Source organism: Amycolatopsis japonica (assembly GCF_000732925.1).
Classification (GTDB): Bacteria; Actinomycetota; Actinomycetes; order Mycobacteriales; family Pseudonocardiaceae; genus Amycolatopsis; species Amycolatopsis japonica.
The window spans coordinates 468670-489245 of record NZ_CP008953.1 but is presented as its reverse complement, the minus strand read 5'-3'; the positions used below and the strand labels follow the sequence as shown (position 1 = coordinate 489245).

Below are 20576 nucleotides of genomic sequence, written 5' to 3'. Positions count from 1 at the left end.
AGGTCACAGCTCGAATAATTTCCGTCGCGGCCGTTCGTTACGTACCGTCGCTTTTCGGTTGGCCCCGACCGACCACGCAACACCGGGAACCCGTAGCGCCGAGCCCTGTCCAACGGATTCCCGGACCCAACCCCGAGCGAAAGCATTTCCGGACAGGGACGAGGGGACCGAGCCGACGCGTCGTGCGTCAGGCGAAGTCAGCCGGCCCGCAACGGTCGGCCAGGACCCGCGGGTCTTCCCTCAGCACCGGCTCGTAGGCGCAGGGAGCGAGATCTATTCACATGTCTTACCGAGGCAAGCACCGCAAGATGTCCGCCGCCACCCGTCACATCGCCCGCGTCGCCATTGCGGGTGTCGCGGTCGGCGCTCCCCTCGCAATCGCCGCGACCCCCGCGTCGGCGACCAACTGGGACGCCATCGCGCAGTGCGAGAGCAGCGGCAACTGGAGCACCAACACCGGTAACGGCTACTACGGTGGTCTGCAGTTCTCGCAGAGCACCTGGCGTGCCTACGGCGGCACCGGCAGCGCGCACAACGCGTCGCGTGAGCAGCAGATCGCCGTCGCCGAGCGGGTCCTCCAGGGCCAGGGCATCGGCGCGTGGCCGCACTGTGGCAAGAAGGGCGGCTCCGCCAGCCCCGCCAAGGCCAAGTCGAGCGCCCCGAAGGCCACCAAGAAGGTGACCCCGAAGAAGTCGACCGCGCCGGTCCAGAAGCAGCAGGCTCCGGCCCCGGCCGCGAACGTCGCCAACTCGAACCCGGCGGGTGACTACACCGTCGTGGCCGGCGACACGCTGTCGAAGATCGCTTCCAAGTTCAACGTCCAGGGCGGCTACCAGAAGCTGCAGGAGCTGAACAAGGACTACGTGTCGAACGCCGACTTCATCGTCGTCGGCCAGAAGCTCGCCACCAAGTGAGCTCTTGAGCACGAGTAAGTCGTGATGCCCGCGGGATTCCCCGCGCGGCCACGTCACGACTGACAAGGCCCCACCGCGCCATTCCCCCGGCGGTGGGGCTTTGTCGTGTCCGGGGCCGGATCGCGCCTCCAGATGTCATGAAAGGGCCGTTCAGGACGAAAAATGTCCTGAACGGCCCTTTCATGACACCTGGTGGGTGGACCGGCGCACCCCGCTACGGCGAGTTGACCCATTCGTCGCTGCCGTCGCTGAAGTGCTGGTGCTTCCACACCGGCAGCCGCGCCTTGACCTCGTCGACCAGCTCCGAGCAGGCGGCGAAGGCCTGGCCCCGGTGCTCGGCCGCCACGGCGCACGCCAGCGCGACGTCCCCGATGGCCAGCGCGCCCAGCCGGTGGCTGACGGCGACCGCCCGCACGCCTTCCCATTTCCCCGAGAGGTCCGTGACGACCTCCCCGAGCACATCGGCGGCGCTGGGGTGCCCCTCGTACGCGAGCCTCTCCACCGACCGTCCGCCGTCGTGGTCCCGGACGACCCCGCCGAAGGTGACGACGGCGCCCGCGGCGGCGTCGTCCACCAGCCGGGCGTGTTCTTCGACCGAAAGCGGCTCGTCGACCACCGCGATCCGTGCGACCCGAACGCTCACTGCTGTGCCTCCCGTGGGTGGTCGCCGCCCGCCAGCTGGTCGACGGCGTGGTCGAGGATCCCGTCCAGTACGCCCAGGCCGTCCTTCACCCCGCCGCGTGAACCGGGCAGGTTCACCACGAGGGTCCGGCCCGCGACGCCCGCGACGCCGCGGGAGAGCACGGCGGTGGGCACCTTGGGCAGTCCGGCGGCGCGGATCGCGTCCGCGACGCCGGGGAGTTCGTAGTCGAGGACGGCGCGGGTGACGTCCGGGGTGCGGTCCGTCGGCGAGATGCCGGTGCCGCCGGTCGTCACGATCACCTGGACCCCGGCCGCGACGGCGTCCCGCAGGGCTTCGCCGACCGGTTCGCCGTCCTGGACGACGACGGGCGCGGGCACTTCCCAGCCCCGCGAAGCGAGCCAGTCCGTGATGACCGGGCCGGTCGTGTCCTCGTAGACGCCCTTCGCTGCACGATTCGACGCCACGATCACCCTCGCGACCCGGTTCACGGCCGCTCCCAGGTCCCGGTCTTGCCGCCGTCCTTGCGGATCAGGCGGACGTCGTCGAGGGTCGCCGCCGGATCGACGGCCTTGATCATGTCGTGCAGGGTCAGCCCGGCGACGGCGACGGCGGTCAGCGCCTCCATCTCGACGCCGGTCCGGTCGTTCGTCTTCGCGGTCGCGGTGATGTGCACGGCGGTCTCGTCGAGGACGAACTCGACCTTCACCCCGGACAACGCGATCTGGTGGCAGAGCGGGATCAGCTCGGGCACCTTCTTCGCGCCCATGATGCCCGCGATCCGCGCGGTCGCGAGCGCGTCGCCCTTGGGGAGCCCGTCCGACGCCAGCAGGCCGAGCACCTCGGCCGTGGTGTGCACGGTGCCGCCCGCCAGCGCGGTGCGGGCGGTGGGCGTCTTGCCGGAAACGTCGACCATACGGGCGGCACCCGTATGGTCGACGTGGCTGAGTTCACTCACGCCCAGCAGGCTAGTCCTCAGTACCTGTCGGCGGAGCCGAGGTCTGTCCGGCGAGGCGCCCACGCGTGAACCCGCCCGGCCGAAGGCCTCGCTATCGCGGTGGCAGGCGCCCTACCGGCTCACCGTGAGTGGATTACCGGCCGGCGCCTACCGACGCCGATCGCGATCGCGGGTTCACCTCAGAAGGTTCCGAACATCCGCTGCTTCGAGCGAACCTCGCCGAGGGCCTTCTCCCGTTCCTGCCGCTGCTCCGGCGTCATCGAGGCGAAGAGTCCTCCCCGGTCCGCGGCGCAGGCCGTGTCGTGCGCGGGACGCTTGCCGTCCACGAGGAACCGGTTGACGGCGTTGTTGCCGCAGGCGTTCTCCGAGCTCAGCCAGACCCCGTGCCCGCCGTCGTCGACCGACACCATCCGCGCCCGGTCGCCCAGCGCGCGCCGCATCTCCTTGGCCCCGCTCAGCGGGGTCGCCGGGTCACGCAGGTTCTGCACGACCAGGATGTTCGACGGACCGCGGTCGCCGATCCGCACCTGCGGCTCGATCGGCTCGGACGGCCAGTAGGCGCACGCCCAGATGTTCGCCGCGGCGGCGCCGAACATCGGGTACCGCACCCGGTCCTTCTCGACGTTGCGCTGGTAGGCCGCGACCTTCTCCGGCCAGTTCACGTCGTTGCACACCACGTGCAGCTGCGCGGACAGCAGCTGCGCCACGTCGAGCTGTTGAGCCTGAGCGGTCTGCTTCACGACGCCTTCGGTGTCGAGCGCCTGCCACTGCTGGGCCAGCACCGGGAAGGAGCTGGTCGAGTACAGCGAACCGAAGGTGCCCGCCCGGAAGGCCGCACCGTCCACTCCGGGGACCGCGCCGCCGTCGAGCTTGGCGACGAGTTCGTAGAACTTCGCCGTCACCTGCTGCGGAGTGCGGCCGAGCCCGTAGCTCGCGTGCCGCGCCGCCGCCCACTTCGCGAAGTCCGGGAAGCGGTCCTGGAACCCCTCCGCCAGCCGGCGGGAGCCGGTCGTGTCGAGCCCGCCCGGACCGGTCGCGCTGTCGAGCACGACGCGATCGGTCTGCCGCGGGAACAGCGTCGAATACACGGCGCCCAGGTACGTGCCGTACGAGACGCCGTAGTACGAGAGCTTCTCCTCGCCCAAGGCCTCCCGGATGCGGTCCATGTCGCGGGCGGTGTTGGCCGTGGTGATGTACGGCAGGTTCGCGGCCGTCTTCGAGTCGGCGCACTGCTTCGCGACGCCCTCGACGTACTTCGCGCGCTCCGCCACCGACGCGGCGTCGCGCGCGTACGGCGGGACGTTGCTGACCTGCTGCTCGGGCTTGAGGTCGCAGGTGACCGGCGTGCTGCGGCCGATCCCGCGCGGATCGAAGCCGATGATGTCGTACGCGTCGAGCACGCTCGAAGGCATGCCCGCCGACCGCAACCCCGCGGGCATGGTCAGCCCGGGGCCGCCGGGGCCGCCCGGGTTGGTGAGCATGATGCCGCGCCGCTTCGCCGGCTTGGTGCTGGCGAGCTTCGAAATGGCGACGTCGATCGTCTTCCCGTCCGGGTTCCGGTAATCGAGCGGGACCTTCAAGGTGGCGCATTGCACGCCGGGCGCGGCCGCGTCCTCCGGACACGGCCCCCAGCTGACAGACGAAACCGCGGCGGACGCCGTGGCCGGTACGAGTACCGCCATGGTGACCGCCGCGGCCGTGAGTGTCCCGATCCTGCTCAGGACAGAGCGAGTCATCCCCAACCCCCGTCATGATCGACTTCTTGGTCGGAGTCGAGCCTATGAGCGGGCCGGCGGCGGAGTCGTCACCCTGAAGTCGGCCTCGATGTCGGTCTCAGTGATGACGGCGCCGCCGAATGGAGCAAGGGACCTTTGCTACCACGTCCTAGGACTGAGCCGCCTTTGCAGCCTTCGCCGCCTTCTTCACGGCCTCGGCGACCGCCGGAGCGACGGCGTTGTCGAACACGCTCGGCACGATGAACGAGGCGTTCAGCTTGCCGTTGTCCACGACGTCCGCGATGGCGTCGGCGGCCGCGAGAAGCATCGAGTCGTCGATGTGGTGCGCCTGCGCGTCGAGCAGCCCGCGGAAGACGCCGGGGAACGCGAGCACGTTGTTGATCTGGTTCGGGAAGTCGCTGCGGCCGGTGGCGACCACGGCGGCGTGCTTCTGCGCTTCGAGGGGGTCGATCTCCGGGTCCGGGTTGGCCAGCGCGAACACGACGGCGTCGGACTTCATGGTCGCGACCTGCTCGGCCCCGAACAGGTTCGGCGCGGAGACCCCGATGAACACGTCGGCGCCGACGAGCGCCTCGTGCAGCGTGCCCGCCTGCTGTTCCTTGTTCGTGTGCCCGGCGATCCAGGTCAGGTTGTCGTCGAGGTTGCCGCGCGCGGAGTGCACGATGCCGTCGATGTCGGCGGCCACGATGTCGCCCGGGTTCTTGCGCAGCAGCAGGCGGATGATCGCCGAACCCGCCGCGCCGACGCCGCTGACGACGATCTTGCAGTCTTCGATGTTCTTGCCGACCACACGAAGGGCGTTGCGCAGCGCGGCGACCACGACGATCGCGGTGCCGTGCTGGTCGTCGTGGAAGACCGGGATGTCGAGCTGCTCACGCAGGCGCTTCTCGATCTCGAAGCAGCGCGGCGCGGCGATGTCCTCGAGGTTGATGCCCGCGTACACCGGCGCGAGCGCCTTCGCGATCATGATGATCTCTTCGGTGTCCTGGGTGTCCAGGCAGACCGGCCACGCGTCGACGTCGGCGAACTTCTTGAACAGCGCCGCCTTGCCCTCCATCACCGGCAGCGCGGCGGCCGGGCCGATGTTGCCGAGCCCCAGCACCGCGGAGCCGTCGGTGAGCACGGCGACGGTGTTGCGCTTGATGGTCAGGCGGCGCGCGTCCTCGGGGTTCGCGGCGATCGCCTGGCAGACGCGGGCGACACCCGGCGTGTACGCGCGGGAGAGGTCGTCACGGTTGCGGAGCGCGACCTTGGGGCTGACCTCGATCTTGCCGCCGAGGTGGATCAGGAACGTCCGGTCGGAGACCTTGCGCACGCGGACGCCCGGCAACGAGTCCAGGGTCTGCGTGATGTCCTGCGCGTGGTTCTCCGACAGGGCGTTGGCGCTGATGTCGACGACGATCGATTCGGGGTGCGACTCGACGACGTCGAACGCGGTCAGCACGCCGCCGACCCGGCCGACGGCGGTCGTCAGATCACCCGCCGCGGTGGACGACGCGGGGGCCTCCACCCGGACGGTGATCGAATATCCGGGACCGGGAACCGGCATGGCACTACCCCCGCTGAGGAAAGCTCGAATAGGTCGATCGAAAACCTACTCCCGTGACGACCGCCACGAACCCTCGCAGGGGGTAACCCGCTAGTAGCTTCTTACCGGTTGATCTCGGTCTCGGGGTGCACGTACGGCACCGCGTCGAGAGGGAAGGTCACGTCGCCGAACGGGGACAAGGCGCCCTGCCGATCGGACGCGAGCTCGGTGACGGGGTGCTCTCCGTCTTCACCGGGCCACGTGGGGTCGATGCCCGCGCGCTTCTTGTTATCGCCCTTCGCCACAACGTCCTCCAGAGCATGGTCAAGCCGTTCTCAGGGGACAGTCTGCCCGAACGCGGCTGCCGGGCCACCACCCGCCCGGTATCCTGGTCGTCTATGCCCGCGCCATCCCTGGCGGACTGGCTGCGCCAGGAGTCCGACGACGCCCTCGCCGCGCTGCTGCGCACGCGTCGCGACCTGTCCACGCCGCCCCCGTCCGACACCATCGTGCTCGCCACCCGGGCAGGCACGCCGGGCTCCGTCGCGCGTGCCTGCGAAGACCTCGACACCTTCACCCTCGCCGTACTCGACGCCCTGCTGCTGGCCGGAGCGGACACCGATCCGGTCGCCGCGGCCGAGGTCGCGCGGCTCGCGGGCACGGAGATCGGCGAGGCGCTGACGCTGCTGCGCAAGCGGGCCTTGGTCTGGGGTGACGACGACGCGCTGCGCGTCCCGCCGTCGGCCCGCGACGCGCTCGGCCCCTTCCCCGCCGGGCTCGGGGTCTCGTCGCCCTCGCTCGCCGGAACGGATATCGAGGCCGCGCTCGCGGAGGTCGGCGAGGACGAACGCGCCCTGCTGACGACGCTGGCCGCCGGGCCGCCGATCGGCCGCACCCGCGACGCGTCGGCGGACGTCCCGCTGGAACGGGCGCAGAACCCCGTCCAGCGGCTGCTCGCCAGGGGACTGCTGCTGCGCCGGGACGACCAGACCGTCGAACTGCCGCGTGAGATCGGGATCGCGCTGCGCGGCGGGGTGGTGTTCGAGCCGGCGTCGCTGCGCGAGCCGGAGCTCCCCGTCCATCCGCATCAGCAGTCCACTGTGGACACGACGGCGGCCGGCGAGGCGATGGAGTTCTTGCGCCAGACCGAAAACATGCTTCGCGCCTGGTCGGAGACGCCACCGCCGGTGCTGAAGTCCGGCGGGCTCGGAGTCCGCGAACTGAAGAAGCTCGCGAAGGATCTCGACGTCGCCGAGGCGCGGGTGACCCTGCTCGCGGAGATCGCGGTCGGCGCCGGTCTGGTGGCCGACAGCGAAGCGACCACGCCGGAATGGGTGCCGACGACCCTCACGGATTCGTGGCTCGCGTCGCCGACCGCGCAGCGCTGGATGACGGTCGCGCAGGCGTGGCTCGAACTACCCCGGCTGCCCGGTCTCGCCGGCGGGCGGGACGCGAAGGACAAGCCGATCGCGCCGCTTTCGGAAGACCTGCGCCGTCCGCTGGCGCCCACTTCGCGGCGACGGATTCTTCTCGCGCTGGCGGCTTTGCCCGAAGGCGCCGGTGTGAAGAGCACCGACGAGCTGGTCGCCGCGCTCGCCTGGCGCGCGCCGCGGCGGGGCGGGCGGCTGCGGGACGAGACCGTGCGCTGGACGATGGCCGAGGGGGCCGCGCTCGGCCTGATCGGCCTCGGCGGGCTCACCACGGCGACCCGGGCGTTGCTGGCCGAGGATCGCCCCGGGGCGATCGAGGCGATGCTCGACGCGCTGCCTCGTCCGGTGGACCACGTGCTCGTCCAGGCCGACCTGACCGTGGTCGCGCCGGGGCCGCTGGAGGCCGAACTCGCAGCCGAGATGACCGCCGTCGCCGACATCGAATCGGCCGGGCACGCGACCGTCTACCGGATCACCGAGACGTCCGTGCGGCGCGCGCTCGACACCGGGCGGACCGCGGGCGAACTGCATCAGCTGTTCACGTCGAAGTCGGCGACGCCGGTGCCCCAATCGCTGAGCTACCTCATCGACGACGTCGCCCGGCGGCACGGACGGCTGCGCGGCGGGGCCGCCGAGTCGTTCCTGCGCTGCGACGACGCGTCGCTGCTCGCCGAGGTCATGGGCAGCCCCGTCGCGACGGAGTACGGCTTGCGGATGATCGCGCCGACAGTGCTCATCAGCGCGTACCCGCTCGCCGAAGTCCTCGACGCGCTCCGCGCCGCCGGGTTCGCTCCGGCCGCCGAAGGCCCCGACGGACGCGTCATGGACATCAGGCCGTCCGGACGTCGCCTGCCCGCAAAGGCGCGTGCCGCGCGTCGCGCGCCCGGAGAGCCTGCCGGGCTGACCGACGAGCAGGTCGGCAAGATCGTCGCGCACGTCCGGGCCGGCGACGCCGCTTCGGCGCGCCGCCGGGGCGAGACGGTGCGCGCGCCGCAGGGAGGCGGCGCCGGGGACACGTCCGCGACGCTGGCGTTGCTGTCCCAGGCGACCATGGAGCGCCGCGAGGTGTGGATCGGGTTCGTCGACTCACGCGGGACGGCGAGCCAGCGGGTGGTGCGGCCGCTGCGGGTCGGCGGCGGGGTCCTCGAAGGGACCGACAACGAGCGCTACCCGCTGCACCGGATCACGTCGGCGGCCCTGGTGGAGGACTGACCACGCCCCGCATTTAGTCCTCTAAATGCGGTTTGACCGGCCACACCGTGAAGCGATGTCCTGAAGGCCACCCTTGAGACATCCAACGTCCTGAAGGTGGCCTTCAGGACGGCCAGGGCACCGCGGCCGGGTCGAGAAGGCACCGACCGGCATTTAGAGGACGAAATGCGGGCAGTCAGAGGGCGCGCAGGCCTTGGAGCACGCGTTCCATGAAGGCGCGCGAAGAGGAATCACCGAGGATCAGCTCCGTCTGGTGGATCAGCACCAGACCGGCGTCAGCCATGTCGCCCACGAGCACCTTCACCACGCCCAGCGGCAGCCGCAGATGCGCGGCGATCTCCGCGATCGAGCGGGTGTCCAGGCAGAGATCGCAGATCTGCCGGTGTTCGGGAGTCCGCACGCCGCGGTACCGGCGGCCGTCCTCGCTGGTCGACACCAGCGCCTCCAGCGCCAGGTCGTGCGCGGTGCGGGTGCGCCCGCCGGTGCGGGTGTAGGGCCGGACCCGGGAGCCCGAAGCCGGCGGCAGGTAGATCGAAGCGGGCGCGACGTCGGCGGGCGCGGGCCGCGGAGGCGACTGACGGATCGGCGAAGGCATCGAAGCGGGAGGTGCGAGAGACGCAGGAGGCGCTGGCTCGGGAGGCGGCGCGGCCGGACGCCGCGGCATCACCGTGCTGATCGAGCTCAGCTCGAACCGGCTAGGCGAATCGAAGGCCTCGCGTTCGGTGCCCTGATAGAGGGAGTCCCAGCCGGAGGGGTCCGGTTCGGTGAATCCGCTGATCTTCATCGGTCACCCACGTACGCCGCCCTGCAGCTGCGCCCGCAGCTCAGGGGTGATCTGCTGGCCGACCCGCTCGACGAGCAGCGTCATCTCGTAGGCCACGGTGCCGATGTCACAGGTCGGCGCGGCCAGCACGGCGAGTGACGAGCCGTCGGCGACCGACATGAGGAAGAGGTAGCCGCGTTCCATCTCGACGACGGTCTGGTTGACCCCGCCCGCGTCGAAACAGCGGGCCGCGCCGGCGGTGAGGCTGATCAGCCCGGAGGCGACCGCGGAGAGCTGTTCGGCCCGTTCCTGCGGCAGTCCCTCCGACGGCGCGAGGAGAAGCCCGTCCGCGGAGACCAGCACGGCGTGCGCCGCACCGGGAACCCGGCGCGCGAAATCCGTGATGAGCCAGCCGAACGAGCTTTGCTGCCCGGATGCCGTCACAAGTCCCTCCTCGCTGCGTCAAGACCACCTGGGCGGCGTGGTCCGGGCGTCTCCCGATGACCAGCCGAAAGACGCCTCCACCCAGCGTATTCGTCCCGTCGATCGTGTCGAGCCCGCCACCCGGCCGACGGCGTTAACCGAACGTAAACGTCCAGCCGCTCACCGCGTCGACACATCGTGAACCACGCATTCGTGGGTCACCCTGTGGTGGCCTGGCGCGACCAGGTGTGAACCGGCGTCCGCGCAGGTCACCGGCGTTGCGACCACTCGATCGGGGGTCGTCGGTGCCGGATCGCGTGAAAGGGGTCGCCCCGCGTTCGATCCGACCGGTGACACCACTCCCCGAAGCGGGTGAAGCCTGCCGAGTTCACTCCAACGGCCGCATCCGCTCCGGGCTTTCGTCCCTTTTAGCCCGCGCGCAACGCCGAATCGTGTGCGATGGCGTGCTGCACGACCGAGATCAACACCTGCTTGGCGGACTCACGTTCCCGGGCGTCACAGGCCATGATCGGCACGGACGGTGAGATCGTCAGCGCGTGCCGGACGTCCTCGATCTGGTGGTGCAGCAGCCGGTCGAAGCAGTTGATCGCCACGACGTACGGCAGCTTCCGGTTCTCGAAGAAGTCGATCGACGGGAACGCGTCGGCGAGCCGCCGCGTGTCGACCAGCACGACGGCACCGATGGCGCCGACCGCGAGGTCGTCCCACATGAACCAGAACCGGTGCTGGCCCGGCGTACCGAACACGTACAGCACCAGATCCGAGTCCAGCGAAATCCGGCCGAAGTCCATGGCCACGGTCGTCGTCGACTTGTTCGGGGTGGCCGAATTGTCGTCGACGCCGGTACTGGCCTCGGTCATCATGGCCTCGGTGGTCAGCGGATCGATCTCCGAAACCGCTCCGACCAGCGTGGTCTTCCCCGAGCCGAATCCGCCAGCGACCACGATCTTGGCCGACGAAGTCGGTCCGGTCACCTGCGGCGCATTCGCGTCGGAGTCAAATTCTCCGAAGCCCACTGAGCACCCTCTCCATGAACTCGATACTCGGCCGGTCACCCACGTTCTGGCTGGCGGTGTGCACCAGGACCAGACCGAGGCCGGCCACGTCTCCGATCAGCACCCGGACCACGCCGAGCGGCAGGCGCAACAGCGCCGCGACTTCGGCGACGGACCGGGTGTCCAGGCAAAGGTCGCAGATCGACCGGTGTTCGGGGACGCGTACCCGATCGAGCACACGTCCCTGTTCGCTGGTCGAGATCAACGCCTCGATGGCAAGGTCGTACGTCGGCTTGGTCCGGCCCCGCGTGCGGAAATACGGCCGGACCAGGCCGGAGGATTCGACGTCGGTGGTGTACTGCTCGTCGACGAACTCGTTCTGCGCCTGCTGCGGCAGGGCCGCGGCGAGCGGGTCGGCGGCGGCCGCCGCCCGGCGTTCCTCCTCCTTGTCGAAGGAGAACTTGGCGAACTCGCCCGAGTCGTAGAGCGGACCGCTGCCACCACCGAACAGCTCCGCCCCCGGCCCGCCGAGCAGGCGTTCCCGGTAGTCCGAGACGCTGAAGTCGGCGGGTCCCTGTCCCGCGTTCGAATCGGTCAGCCAGCGGGAGGCTTCGTCCGGGGACACGGGGTCGTTGTCCGACCCCTGTGCCCTCCGCGATCGCCATTCGCGGTCGACCCGGTCCCGGAAGGACGTCCAGTCCTCCCGGCCGTCGTCTCGTTCCGACCACCCGCCGGAGAAGTCGTCACCGAGCCGGCCATCGCCCCTCAAGCGCCCGTCGTCCACGGCATTCTCCTCGGTTCCCGGTCGCTCAGCGGCGGACCGACGCGCCCTGCAGCTGCGCGCGCATCTCCGGTGTCAGCTGTTGCCCCACCCGTTCCACCAGCAGGGTCATCTCGTAGACGACCAAGCCGATGTCGCTCTCCGGCGATCCGAGGACCGCCAGGCAGGAACCGTCGGACACCGACATCAGGAAGAGGAAGCCGTTGGCCATCTCGACCACCGTCTGCGCGACCGTGCCGCCCTCGAACACCTTCGCCGCACCGCGCGCGAGGCTCGTGAGCCCCGACGCGACCGCCGCCAGCTGATCGGCCCTGTCCTTGGGAAGTCCCTTCGAGGACGCCAGCAGCAAACCGTCCGCCGACACCACCACGGCATGCGCCGCGCCCGGGACCCGGTGCACGAAATCCGTGATCAGCCAGGCAAAGCTGCTCGTGTGTCCTTTACCCTGCGCCTGGCCGCCAGGCTGCGCCGGACCACCCGGCTGCATCGCACCCGCCCGTGTCACTGTCACTCCTCACTGCTGTCATCGGCAGAGGTATCCCTGCCGGTCACCGGAACGCCGTTGTCATCCAGCGCGTCGATCGGGCGTTCCTTCAACGCGTGCCGTCCCGACTTGTAGCCCTGCTGGAAGCTTGCCATCCGACTCCGCGCCGCCGTCGCCGAGCGGGCGATCGCGCCCGTGCCCGGCATTCCGGAGGTCTTGTCGGCGAACGAGTCTTCCTTCTTCGGCTCATTCCCGCCGATCGAGCCGGGGACGAGGTACTGGTTCGGCACCCGTTTGGGCAGGCCCGCCGGGGTGATCTCGTCGTTCCGGTCTTCGTACAGGACCTGCGCCGCCTGCCAGCCGTCGTCCGACGCGCTGCGCCAGCCATTGTCCTGGAGCACCGTCTCCGGCGGAACACTCCGCGGGGTCCGAGTGGGCAATGCCTCCTCGGATGGCTCCTCAGTGTCCCTGCCGACGGGTTCCGCCGTTTCGGCGGCACCGTTCGGGGTCCGCACGGGCAGCTCGGATCCGACCGGCTCGGTGTAGGTGGTCGGGGTGTCGCCCCCGGCCTCGTCACCTTCGCTGAACCAGCGCGAGAGCACCGACTGGTAGATCGGCAGCCGCCGCGTGGGCACGTCGTCCTCGAGGGCCGACTTGCCCGCGTCCGAAGACTCCGCGGGCTCCTCAGGCTTGTTCCGCGGCTCGACCGGTGTGTACTTCGGCTCCCGCTTCGGCAGCACCAGCGACGCGAACTGGGTCTCGGTGCCGCTGGAGGCGCCGTCACCGTTCGTCGGCGAGATGTCTTCGGCCGTCGGCCACGCCGGGGCCTCTTCGGCGGGGGACGCGGGGCTGAGGAACGGCCCCGCCGCGTTCTTGCCCGCGACCAGGTCGTCGAGGCTGATCGGCTGGTCGAGCGGGACGAGCCCGCCCTGCGACGCGACCGGTTGCGGAGCGGCCGGCGGCTTCGACGGCGGCGGCGGGGTCATCTCCAGGCCGCGGTCGGACATCGGGATGTTCGGCAGCGACGTCTCGGAGATCGACGGCATCGAAGGCATCGACGTTTCCGAGCGGTTCGACGGCGGCGGGGTGTTGCGCGCGCCGGGCCGCATCTGCGTGAGCAGCTCGGCGGGCACGACGACCCGCGCGATCACGCCGCCCTCGATGTCCTCGTTCTCCCGGAGCCGGACCTCGATGCCGTGGCGGCGCGCCAGGCGCGCGACCACGTACAGGCCCATCCGCCGGGTCACCGAGACGTCCAGGTCCGGCGGGTCGGCCAGCCGCTGGTTGACCTCGGCGAGCCGCTCCTCGGTCATGCCGACACCGTGGTCGGTGACCTGGATGGCGAGCGCCTTCTTGCGGGTGATCACCGCGCGGACGGTCACCTTCGTCTCCGGCTCGGAGAAGTAGGTGGCGTTGTCCAGCAGTTCCGCGAGCACGTGCACGAGGTCGTGGATCGTCAGGCCCTGGACGGCGACCTCGGGGACGATCCCGATCTCGATCCGGGCGTACTGCTCGATCTCCGAGACCGCGGCGCCGATGACGTCGGCGGCGGGCACCGGCTTGGGCACCGACTTCGCGAGACCGGCGCCCGAGAGCACCAGGAGGCTTTCACCGTTGCGGCGCAGCCGCGTGGCGAGGTGGTCGAGCTCGAACAGGCTGGCCAAGTGGTCCGGGTCCTGCTCGTCGGCCTCGAGCCGGTCGATCACGCCCAGCTGGCGTTCCACCAGCCGCTGCGACCGGCGGGACAGGTTCACGAAGATGCCGTTGACGTTCTCGCGCAGGAGGGCCTGCTCGGCGGCCATCTTGACGGCCTGTTCGTGGACGACGTCGAACGACCGCGCCACTTCACCGATCTCGTCACGCGAAGTGACGGGCACCGGCTCGACCGACCGCTTCGAGGCGTTGACCGGGTCCGGGTCGTCGAGGATCGCTTGCACGGTTTCCGGCAGTCGTGTGTAGGCCACGTCGAGCGCCGTCTTCCGCAGCACCCGCAGCGGGCGCAGCATCAGGCGGGCGATGACGAGCATCAGGAACAGCGCCGCGAGCAGGGCCAGCAGCACGATCGCGCCGCCGATCCAGGCCGAGTTGATCGCGTCGGTGGCCAGACCGTCGGCCTGTGCCCGCAGCTGGCCGAGCAGGTTGGTCTCGACCGCGCGCAGCTTGTCCAGCGCGACCCGGCTGTCGTTGCCGAGGGCGACGTTGTCGATCGCCGGCGGCTCGTTCTGCTGGTGCAGCGAGAACGCCATTGTGGTGATGCGGCGCCGGTCGTCGACCTCGGGACCGGAGAAGGTGTCCGAGTAGAGCTGCCGCTGTTCGGGGCTGGCGTTGGCGATGAAGGCCGCCGTCGAGGCGTCACCGCTCGCGACCGCCGAACGGGCCTGGTCGAACAGGTCGCCGGGGAATCCGGAGCGGAAGGAGGCGATCAGCAGCGCCGCGTCACCGCGGGCGATGAACTCCTTGCTCTCACTGATGGCCTGCACGGTGACGCCGAGCCGGAGCACGTCGCGGTTCGCCACCGCGGTGGTCACTTCGCGGCCGAGCTGGACCAGCGAGTCGAGGATGCCGGAGTAGGCGATGAGGACCGGGGTGTCGCCCAGCAGCGAGGTGTTCATCGCGCCGCGCAGCGGGCGCAGGGCGTCGAGCCGCTGCAGACCGCGCGAGTAGCGGTCCCTCGTGTCCTGGTCGTCCGGGTTGATCTGGTTCGCCGAGGCCCGCAGGTCGTCGACGGCGCGGTCGACCTTGGCGATCTGCGCGTCGAGGCCGTTCTGACGCGACGGGTCCTGCGAGGCGATCCGGGCGACGGCGAGCGCGCGTTCGCTCTGCAGCTCGTGCACCACGAGGGTGATCTTGTCGGCGAACGCGACCTGGTCGGCCGTGTCCTGGAACCGGGCCGCCTCACCACTGTCGTCGATCACGCGGAGCGTGCCGAGCGCGAGCGCGGTCAGCGTCGGAATGATCAGGACGGCCGCGAGCTTCGATCGCAGACGCCAGTTACGCAGGCCCAGGAACGACCCGGCCTTCCCACCAGGACCGTCTCCGGTTTCCCGCGCAGGGGTCCCTCCCACCCCCGCGGTGTCTTCGTTCGGCACCGCCGCACCACCATCATCTTCATTCGGGCCGGGAAAGCCCATTTTGGACATGCCGTTCTGCTGCTGCCTGGGTCGGTTGTCGGAGACCACTACCCGCACGCTCCTGCCACCCGGCAGGGAGACGTTGGACGCGAGTGCTCACTCTGACGAATGAGGAAGTCGTCTTTGACGCAGTCTCTCAAGTGCACTTGGCCGAAATCCCGCCTGACGTCATTGGTCTATTCGGCCTAACCCGCAAGTGCGCGAGCGCACACCAGTGAAGCACGGCCGTGTTCGACATCAGGGACGTGTTCGACACAGAGTGCCTTGCACCTCGGGAAAGGTCCAGAGCGTTCGGCCATCCAAGGCACTCTCTTTCACTACATCAGTGGTCCACACCTCACTACCGGTGCATGAGGGTAGCGAACGGGCGGCCCAGATGTAACCCTTCGGTCAAGACACACGAGAAGGCCCCGGACGGCTCTTGACCCGTCGGCGCTCAGTTGTCAACAAGTCCCCGCCGCGAACACGCCCAGTTGTGTTCACTTCTGACAAACAACCTGTTCGGGTGATCGTTACCACTTGGGATCATGGGATGACCACCCATTGTGAGCACAGTGTGTGTTCTCTACAGTGGGCCCGTGACTCGACAAAGAGTCACTTCCGAATTCCACATCAGGCCACGTCATCACGTGTCCTCCCCCTCGATCAGGAGCACCACTTTGCTTGGCTCTGCAAGCTCGAAGAAGGCCTTGGGCATCAGCCGGGGTCGACGTGGAGCCCTCGCATTCGCGATGGCGGCCGTCGTCTCGGTATCGGTCAGCGGCTGCGGCCTGCTCGGCGGTGACGATTCGTCCTCCTCCGGCGGCTCGGGGAACCTCGAGAAGTCGAAGATCAAGGTCGCCGTGATGTCGACCATCGACCTGGCCCCGCTGCGCCTCGCCCAGGACGGCGGCTACTTCAAGAACGAGGGCCTCGACGTCGAGGCCATCGAGGCGGGCACCGGCCAGATCTCGCTGACCAAGCTGATCGGCGGCGAGGTCGACATCGCGTACGCGAGCTACACGCCGTTCTTCATCGCGATGAGCAAGAACACCGCCGACATCAAGCTGGTCGCGGACGCCTCCTCCGCCGGCCCGAAGAGCACGATGCTGGTCACGCTGCCGACGTCGTCGGTGAAGAGCGTCAGCGACCTGGCGGGCAAGAAGATCGGCATCACCGCGCCGAACACCGTCTCGGACACCCTCTCCAAATCGGTCATGAAGGACCACGGCGTCGACGCCAGCAAGGTCCAGTGGGTGCCGATCCAGCTGCCGAACGTCGGCGCCGCGCTCAAGAACGGCGACATCGACGCCGGCTTCCTGACCGAGCCGTTCATCACCCAGACCGCGAAGCAGGCGGGCACCGTCCCGGTCGTGGACACCGCCACCGGCGCCACCCAGGACTTCCCCACCGCGGGCTACGGCTCGCTCGGCAAGTTCGTGTCGGAGAACCCGAAGACCGTGGCCGCCTTCCAGCGCGCCATGCAGAAGGCCACCCGGGACGCGGCGGACCGCTCCAAGATCGAGCCGCTGCTGGTCAAGTACGCCAGGATCGACCAGGACACCGCCGCGCTGACCACGCTGCTGACGTTCCAGTCCACCCTGGACCCCCGTCGCATCCAGCGGGTCCCGGATCTGCTGCTGCAGATGGGCGCGATCCCGACCAAGATCGACGTCGGCCCGATGATCGCGGCGCAGGCCACCAGCTGACGACGCGGCATTACATCTAATAGTCACATTTCTCGGAAATTGATCACTGAAAGTAATGATGTCCAAGCGGGTGATCAGGTGATCGGGCGAATGGCCTAAAATGATCACCCGCTCACGACACCCATTGTGAGCAGGTGGGCAAATCTCTAAGGTGACCGCGTGCCTGGCGGATTGAAGCCACGACACGGATGAAAAAACCCAACGGTGATTCATTGTTTCCGAGGAGCTGGCTTTGTTTCGAAACGCCATGAGCAGGAGCGGTGTACGTAGAGCACGGGGTGCCGTCGGCGTCGCCCTGAGCGCGCTCATGCTGGCCACCTTGGGCGCCTGTGGCGCACTCGGCGGCGAGGACACGTCCAAGGCGTCGGGTGGGGAAGGCGGCCTTGAGAAGGCGAAGATCAAGGTGGCCCTGCTGCCCGTCGTCGACCTCGCGCCGCTGCGGCTGGCGCAGGAGGGCGGCTACTTCAAGGCCGAAGGTCTCGAGGTCGAAGCGGTCGACGCGCCCAGCGGCCAGCAGGCGATGACCAAGATGATCGGTGGCGAGGTCGACATCGCCTTCTCCACCTACATGCCGTTCTTCGTCGCGAAGAGCAAGGGCGCGGCCGACATCCGGCTCGTCGCCGACTCGGTCTCGGCCAGCCCCAAGAGCAACGCGGTCGTCACCGTGCCGACCTCGTCGGTCAAGACGATCAACGACCTCGCGGGCAAGAAGATCGCGATCACCGACAAGAACACCGCCTCCCACCTGCTCACCGTCTCGGTGATGAAGGACCACGGCGTCGACACCAGCAAGGTCCAGTGGGTGCCGATGGCGCTGCCGAACATCGCCGCGGCGCTCTCGTCGGGCCAGGTCGACGCGGGCTACCTGCCCGAGCCGTTCCTGACCCAGGCCTCCAAGGTCGTCGGCGCGACCCCGGTCGTCGACATCTCGACCGGTGCCACGCAGGACTTCCCCCTGGCGGGCTTCGGCGCGCTCGGGTCCTTCGTGGACAAGAACCCCAAGACGCTGGCCGCGTTCCAGCGCGCACTGGGCAAGGCCGTGCGCGACGCGGCCGACCGCTCCAAGATCGAACCCCTCATCGTCAAGTACGCCAGGGTCGACGCTGAAACCGCCTCACTGCTCACGCTGCCGACGTTCGGGTCCACTCTGGACGCCCGTCGCCTGCAGCGGGTACCGGATCTGCTGCTGCAGACCGGAGTGATCGGGGCCAAGCTCGACGCCGCTCCGATGCTCGCCCCTCAAGCTGGATAAAGGTAAAGGTGCCACGACTTCTCCGTGCCCTTGCCGGTCTGGCCGGTTTCTTCCTCGTCTGGGAAGTGATCGTCCAGGCCGGCCTGGTCCGTAAAGAGTTCCTCCCCCCGCCGTCCGTCGTCCTCGTGACGATCGTCGAACAGTTCGGTGAGACCCAGTTCGTCCGGGACCTGATCGCCACGTTCCTCGCGTGGGCGATCGCCCTGCTGATCGCGGTCGCCATCGCGGTGCCCGCCGGCCTGCTGCTCGGCAGCATCCCCGGCCTGCGCACGGCGACCGCGGTGGTCATCGAGTTCCTGCGGCCGATCCCCGCCGTCGCGCTGATCCCGCTGGTGCTCCTGCTGATCGGCGGCGGGCCCGAGGCGAAGATCACGCTGGCCGTGTACGCGTCGTTGTGGCCCATCATGTTCAACACGATCTACGCGCTCGGCGAGATCGACCCCGTGCTGCTGGAGACCGCGAAGGCCTGCGGTACGAGCAAGTTCCGGACGCTGACGTCGGTGGCGCTGCCGCATACCGCGCCGTTCGTGTTCACCGGGGTCCGGCTGTCCGCCAACATCGCGCTGATCGCGGTGGTCAGTACCGAGTTCCTCGCCGGGGCCAAACTCGGCATCGGCAACTTCATCATGCAGGCCAGCACCGGCTCCACCAGGTTCGACCTCGTGCTCGCCGGCACCGTGGTGGTCGGCGCGCTCGGCTTCCTCATCAACGGCGGGCTCGAGATGATCGGCAGGCGGGCGTTCCGCTGGAGCACGGTCGACCGGGAGGCGGTCTCGTGACGACCCTCACGCTGACCAGCCGCGTCGGCAGGCGAGTGGGCCGGGGTATCGGCATCCTCGTCCGCAACTGGCTTCTCTTCTTCGCCCTGATCGGGATCTGGGAGCTCGCGACCCGGCTCGGGGAAAGCCCGTTCTTCCCGCCGCCGAGCGAGATCTTGAGCGCTTCGGCGAAACTGTGGTTCACCGGCCCGGCCTCGCAGCTGTTCCTGACCGACACGGTGTTCGACAACGTGCTCCCCAGCCTCGGCCGGACGCTCGGCGGCTGGCTGCTGGCCGGCGCGTTCGGTGTGGCGCTGGGTGTCCTCTTGGGACGGTCCAAGACGGGAATGGACTACGTCGGGCCGCTTTTCGCGTTCTTCCGCTCGGTCCCGCCGCCCGCGCTGATCCCGGTGTTCATCGTCCTTTTCGGACTCGGACCGGGGATGCAGACCGGGTCGATCATCTTCGGCGCGATCTGGCCGGTACTGCTCAACACCGTGGACGGCGTCCGGTCGGTGGACCAGGTGAAGATCGACACCGCGAAGTCGTTCCGGACCCCGCGGTCGTACTGGGTGCGCTCGATCGTGCTCCCCGCCGCCGGGCCGAAGATCTTCGCCGGCCTGCGGCTGAGCCTGTCCATCTCCCTGCTGCTGATGGTGATCTCGGAACTGGTCGGCTCCTACAACGGCATCGGCCGGTCCCTGATGGACGCCCAGCAGGCGTTCGACTTCCCGCTCATGTGGTCGTGGCTGGTCCTGCTCGGACTGCTCGGCTTCGGGTTCAACGCGGCCTTCCTCGCGGTGGAGCAGAGAGTGCTTCGCTGGCAGCCCACCCGCAACGGCCGTATCTAGCTTTCGAAGGGTCAGCAAGATGTCAACCATGCTCGAAGTCTCCGGGCTGAACCACCGGTACGGCGCGGGAGAAAAGGCGCACATCGCGGTCAACGATCTGTCGTTCACCGTGGAAGCGGGACAGCTCGCGAGCATCGTCGGCCCGTCGGGCTGCGGCAAGTCGACGCTGCTGCGCTGCATCGCCGGGCTGATCAAGCCGACGTCCGGCCGCGTCAGCCTGCACGGCGACGACGTCTCCGGCGTGCCGGAGGATCTGGCCGTCGTGTTCCAGGACTACAGCCGCTCGCTGTTCCCGTGGCTCTCGGTCGCGAAGAACGTCGAGTTCCCCTTGCGGTGGCGCAACTTGAGCCGTTCCGAACGCCGGACGCGGGCGCAGGAGGCACTGGAGTCGGTCGGCCTGTCCGGGGTCGGCTCGAAGTTCCCGTGGCAGCTCTCGGGCGGTATGCAGCAGCGTGTGTCGATCGCGCGGGCGCTGGCCAGCCGTCCCGCCCTGCTGCTGATGGACGAGCCGTTCGCGTCGGTCGACGCGCAGACCCGGTTCGAACTCGAGGACCTGACGCGGCGCGTGCAGCGCGAGAACGGGAGCACGGTCCTCGTCGTCACGCACGACATCGACGAGAGCGTCTACCTGTCGGACCGCGTGCTGGTGCTGTCGAAGTCGCCCGCGAAGATCGTCGCGGACCTGCCGGTCGGGCTGCCCGCGGAGCGGGACCAGATCACCACTCGCGAGTCCGCCGAGTTCGTGACGCTGCGCGGTGAGGTCGCGCGACTGCTGCACGGTGGCGCCCCGGAAGCGGCCGCCGCCGCTTCGGACGCGGCCGAGTACGAGCTGGCGCAGCAGGAAGCGGCCGCCGACGCCGACGCCGAGGTGCGCGCCAAGAGCTGAAGTACGTGAAGGCCCCCTTCCTTGCGTCCAGCGCAAGGAAGGGGGCCTTCACGTACTTCTCGGGGTGCTGCTGAGGGCCGAGCAGGCGTTGCGAAAGCCACTTTCGCAACGTTGAAGGTTGCGAA

At 69.2% G+C, this 20576-nt stretch carries 17 protein-coding genes and 1 pseudogene; 7 read left to right on the top strand and 11 right to left on the bottom strand.

The features are described 5' to 3' along the window. Positions 1-281: 281 nt before the first annotated feature. Positions 282-914, top strand: a complete 633-nt coding sequence (locus AJAP_RS02470) for a transglycosylase family protein (RefSeq protein ID WP_037335640.1) — start codon at positions 282-284, stop codon at positions 912-914. 214 nt (positions 915-1128) lie between these two features. Here AJAP_RS02470 and AJAP_RS45185 read toward each other — a convergent pair. From AJAP_RS45185 to AJAP_RS02440, 5 genes and pseudogenes are all read right to left on the bottom strand, one after another. Continuing rightward, a pseudogene (locus AJAP_RS45185) lies at positions 1129-2045 on the bottom strand (molybdenum cofactor biosynthesis protein MoaE). After that, entirely contained in the window at positions 2042-2512 is a 471-nt protein-coding gene (moaC, locus tag AJAP_RS02455) for a cyclic pyranopterin monophosphate synthase MoaC (RefSeq protein WP_038507858.1), read from the bottom strand. The pseudogene AJAP_RS45185 and the gene moaC overlap by 4 nt, the downstream one beginning before the upstream one ends. Positions 2513-2691: 179 nt before the next feature. Continuing rightward, complete coding sequence (locus tag AJAP_RS02450) at positions 2692-4248, bottom strand: alpha/beta hydrolase (protein WP_038507856.1); 1557 nt, start codon at positions 4246-4248, stop codon at positions 2692-2694. A gap of 148 nt (positions 4249-4396) precedes the next feature. Then, the gene (locus AJAP_RS02445; RefSeq protein WP_038507854.1) at positions 4397-5797 is read right to left on the bottom strand and encodes an NAD-dependent malic enzyme; all 1401 of its coding nucleotides are present in this window, start codon (positions 5795-5797) and stop codon (positions 4397-4399) included. 101 nt (positions 5798-5898) lie between these two features. Next, positions 5899-6081 carry a hypothetical protein gene (locus tag AJAP_RS02440; protein WP_037335631.1) on the bottom strand — a complete coding sequence of 61 codons (183 nt, stop codon included), beginning with the start codon at positions 6079-6081 and terminating at the stop codon, positions 5899-5901. A gap of 93 nt (positions 6082-6174) precedes the next feature. Between AJAP_RS02440 and AJAP_RS02435 the strand changes: the two genes are divergently transcribed. Further along, positions 6175-8418, top strand: coding sequence for a helicase-associated domain-containing protein (locus tag AJAP_RS02435; RefSeq protein WP_038507852.1), 2244 nt, complete (start codon positions 6175-6177; stop codon positions 8416-8418). Between the two features lie 175 nt (positions 8419-8593). On the opposite strand, the gene AJAP_RS02430 is transcribed toward AJAP_RS02435, so the two are convergent. The 6 genes from AJAP_RS02430 to AJAP_RS02405 all read right to left on the bottom strand — a co-directional run bounded on the left by AJAP_RS02430 (position 8594) and on the right by AJAP_RS02405 (position 15025). Further along, positions 8594-9202 (bottom strand): DUF742 domain-containing protein, encoded by a 609-nt coding sequence (locus AJAP_RS02430; protein ID WP_051972314.1) that lies wholly within the window; start codon positions 9200-9202, stop codon positions 8594-8596. 3 nt (positions 9203-9205) lie between these two features. Then, a complete protein-coding gene (locus tag AJAP_RS02425) occupies positions 9206-9625 on the bottom strand; it encodes a roadblock/LC7 domain-containing protein (protein ID WP_038507851.1) in 420 nt (139 codons plus the stop codon). Between the two features lie 407 nt (positions 9626-10032). Beyond that, the gene (locus tag AJAP_RS02420; protein ID WP_007033392.1) at positions 10033-10641 is read right to left on the bottom strand and encodes a GTP-binding protein; all 609 of its coding nucleotides are present in this window, start codon (positions 10639-10641) and stop codon (positions 10033-10035) included. After that, the gene (locus AJAP_RS02415) at positions 10622-11404 is read right to left on the bottom strand and encodes a DUF742 domain-containing protein (protein ID WP_038507849.1); all 783 of its coding nucleotides are present in this window, start codon (positions 11402-11404) and stop codon (positions 10622-10624) included. Before AJAP_RS02415 ends, AJAP_RS02420 begins: the two co-directional genes overlap by 20 nt. 25 nt (positions 11405-11429) lie before the next feature. Beyond that, positions 11430-11888 carry a roadblock/LC7 domain-containing protein gene (locus AJAP_RS02410; RefSeq protein ID WP_085939650.1) on the bottom strand — a complete coding sequence of 153 codons (459 nt, stop codon included), beginning with the start codon at positions 11886-11888 and terminating at the stop codon, positions 11430-11432. A gap of 20 nt (positions 11889-11908) precedes the next feature. Then, positions 11909-15025 (bottom strand): sensor histidine kinase, encoded by a 3117-nt coding sequence (locus tag AJAP_RS02405; RefSeq protein WP_038522242.1) that lies wholly within the window; start codon positions 15023-15025, stop codon positions 11909-11911. Positions 15026-15747: 722 nt separating this feature from the next. Here AJAP_RS02405 and AJAP_RS02400 point away from each other — a divergent pair. From AJAP_RS02400 to AJAP_RS02380, 5 genes are all read left to right on the top strand, one after another. Further along, the gene (locus tag AJAP_RS02400) at positions 15748-16704 is read left to right on the top strand and encodes an ABC transporter substrate-binding protein (protein ID WP_038507846.1); all 957 of its coding nucleotides are present in this window, start codon (positions 15748-15750) and stop codon (positions 16702-16704) included. Positions 16705-16951: 247 nt separating this feature from the next. Further along, positions 16952-17956, top strand: coding sequence for an ABC transporter substrate-binding protein (locus tag AJAP_RS02395; protein WP_228694849.1), 1005 nt, complete (start codon positions 16952-16954; stop codon positions 17954-17956). Positions 17957-17964: 8 nt separating this feature from the next. Beyond that, complete coding sequence (locus tag AJAP_RS02390; RefSeq protein WP_038507842.1) at positions 17965-18735, top strand: ABC transporter permease; 771 nt, start codon at positions 17965-17967, stop codon at positions 18733-18735. Then, positions 18732-19565, top strand: a complete 834-nt coding sequence (locus tag AJAP_RS02385) for an ABC transporter permease (protein ID WP_038507840.1) — start codon at positions 18732-18734, stop codon at positions 19563-19565. Before AJAP_RS02390 ends, AJAP_RS02385 begins: the two co-directional genes overlap by 4 nt. A 19-nt stretch (positions 19566-19584) precedes the next feature. Further along, positions 19585-20451 (top strand): ABC transporter ATP-binding protein, encoded by an 867-nt coding sequence (locus AJAP_RS02380; RefSeq protein WP_038507839.1) that lies wholly within the window; start codon positions 19585-19587, stop codon positions 20449-20451. The last annotated feature ends 125 nt before the right edge of the window (positions 20452-20576 follow it).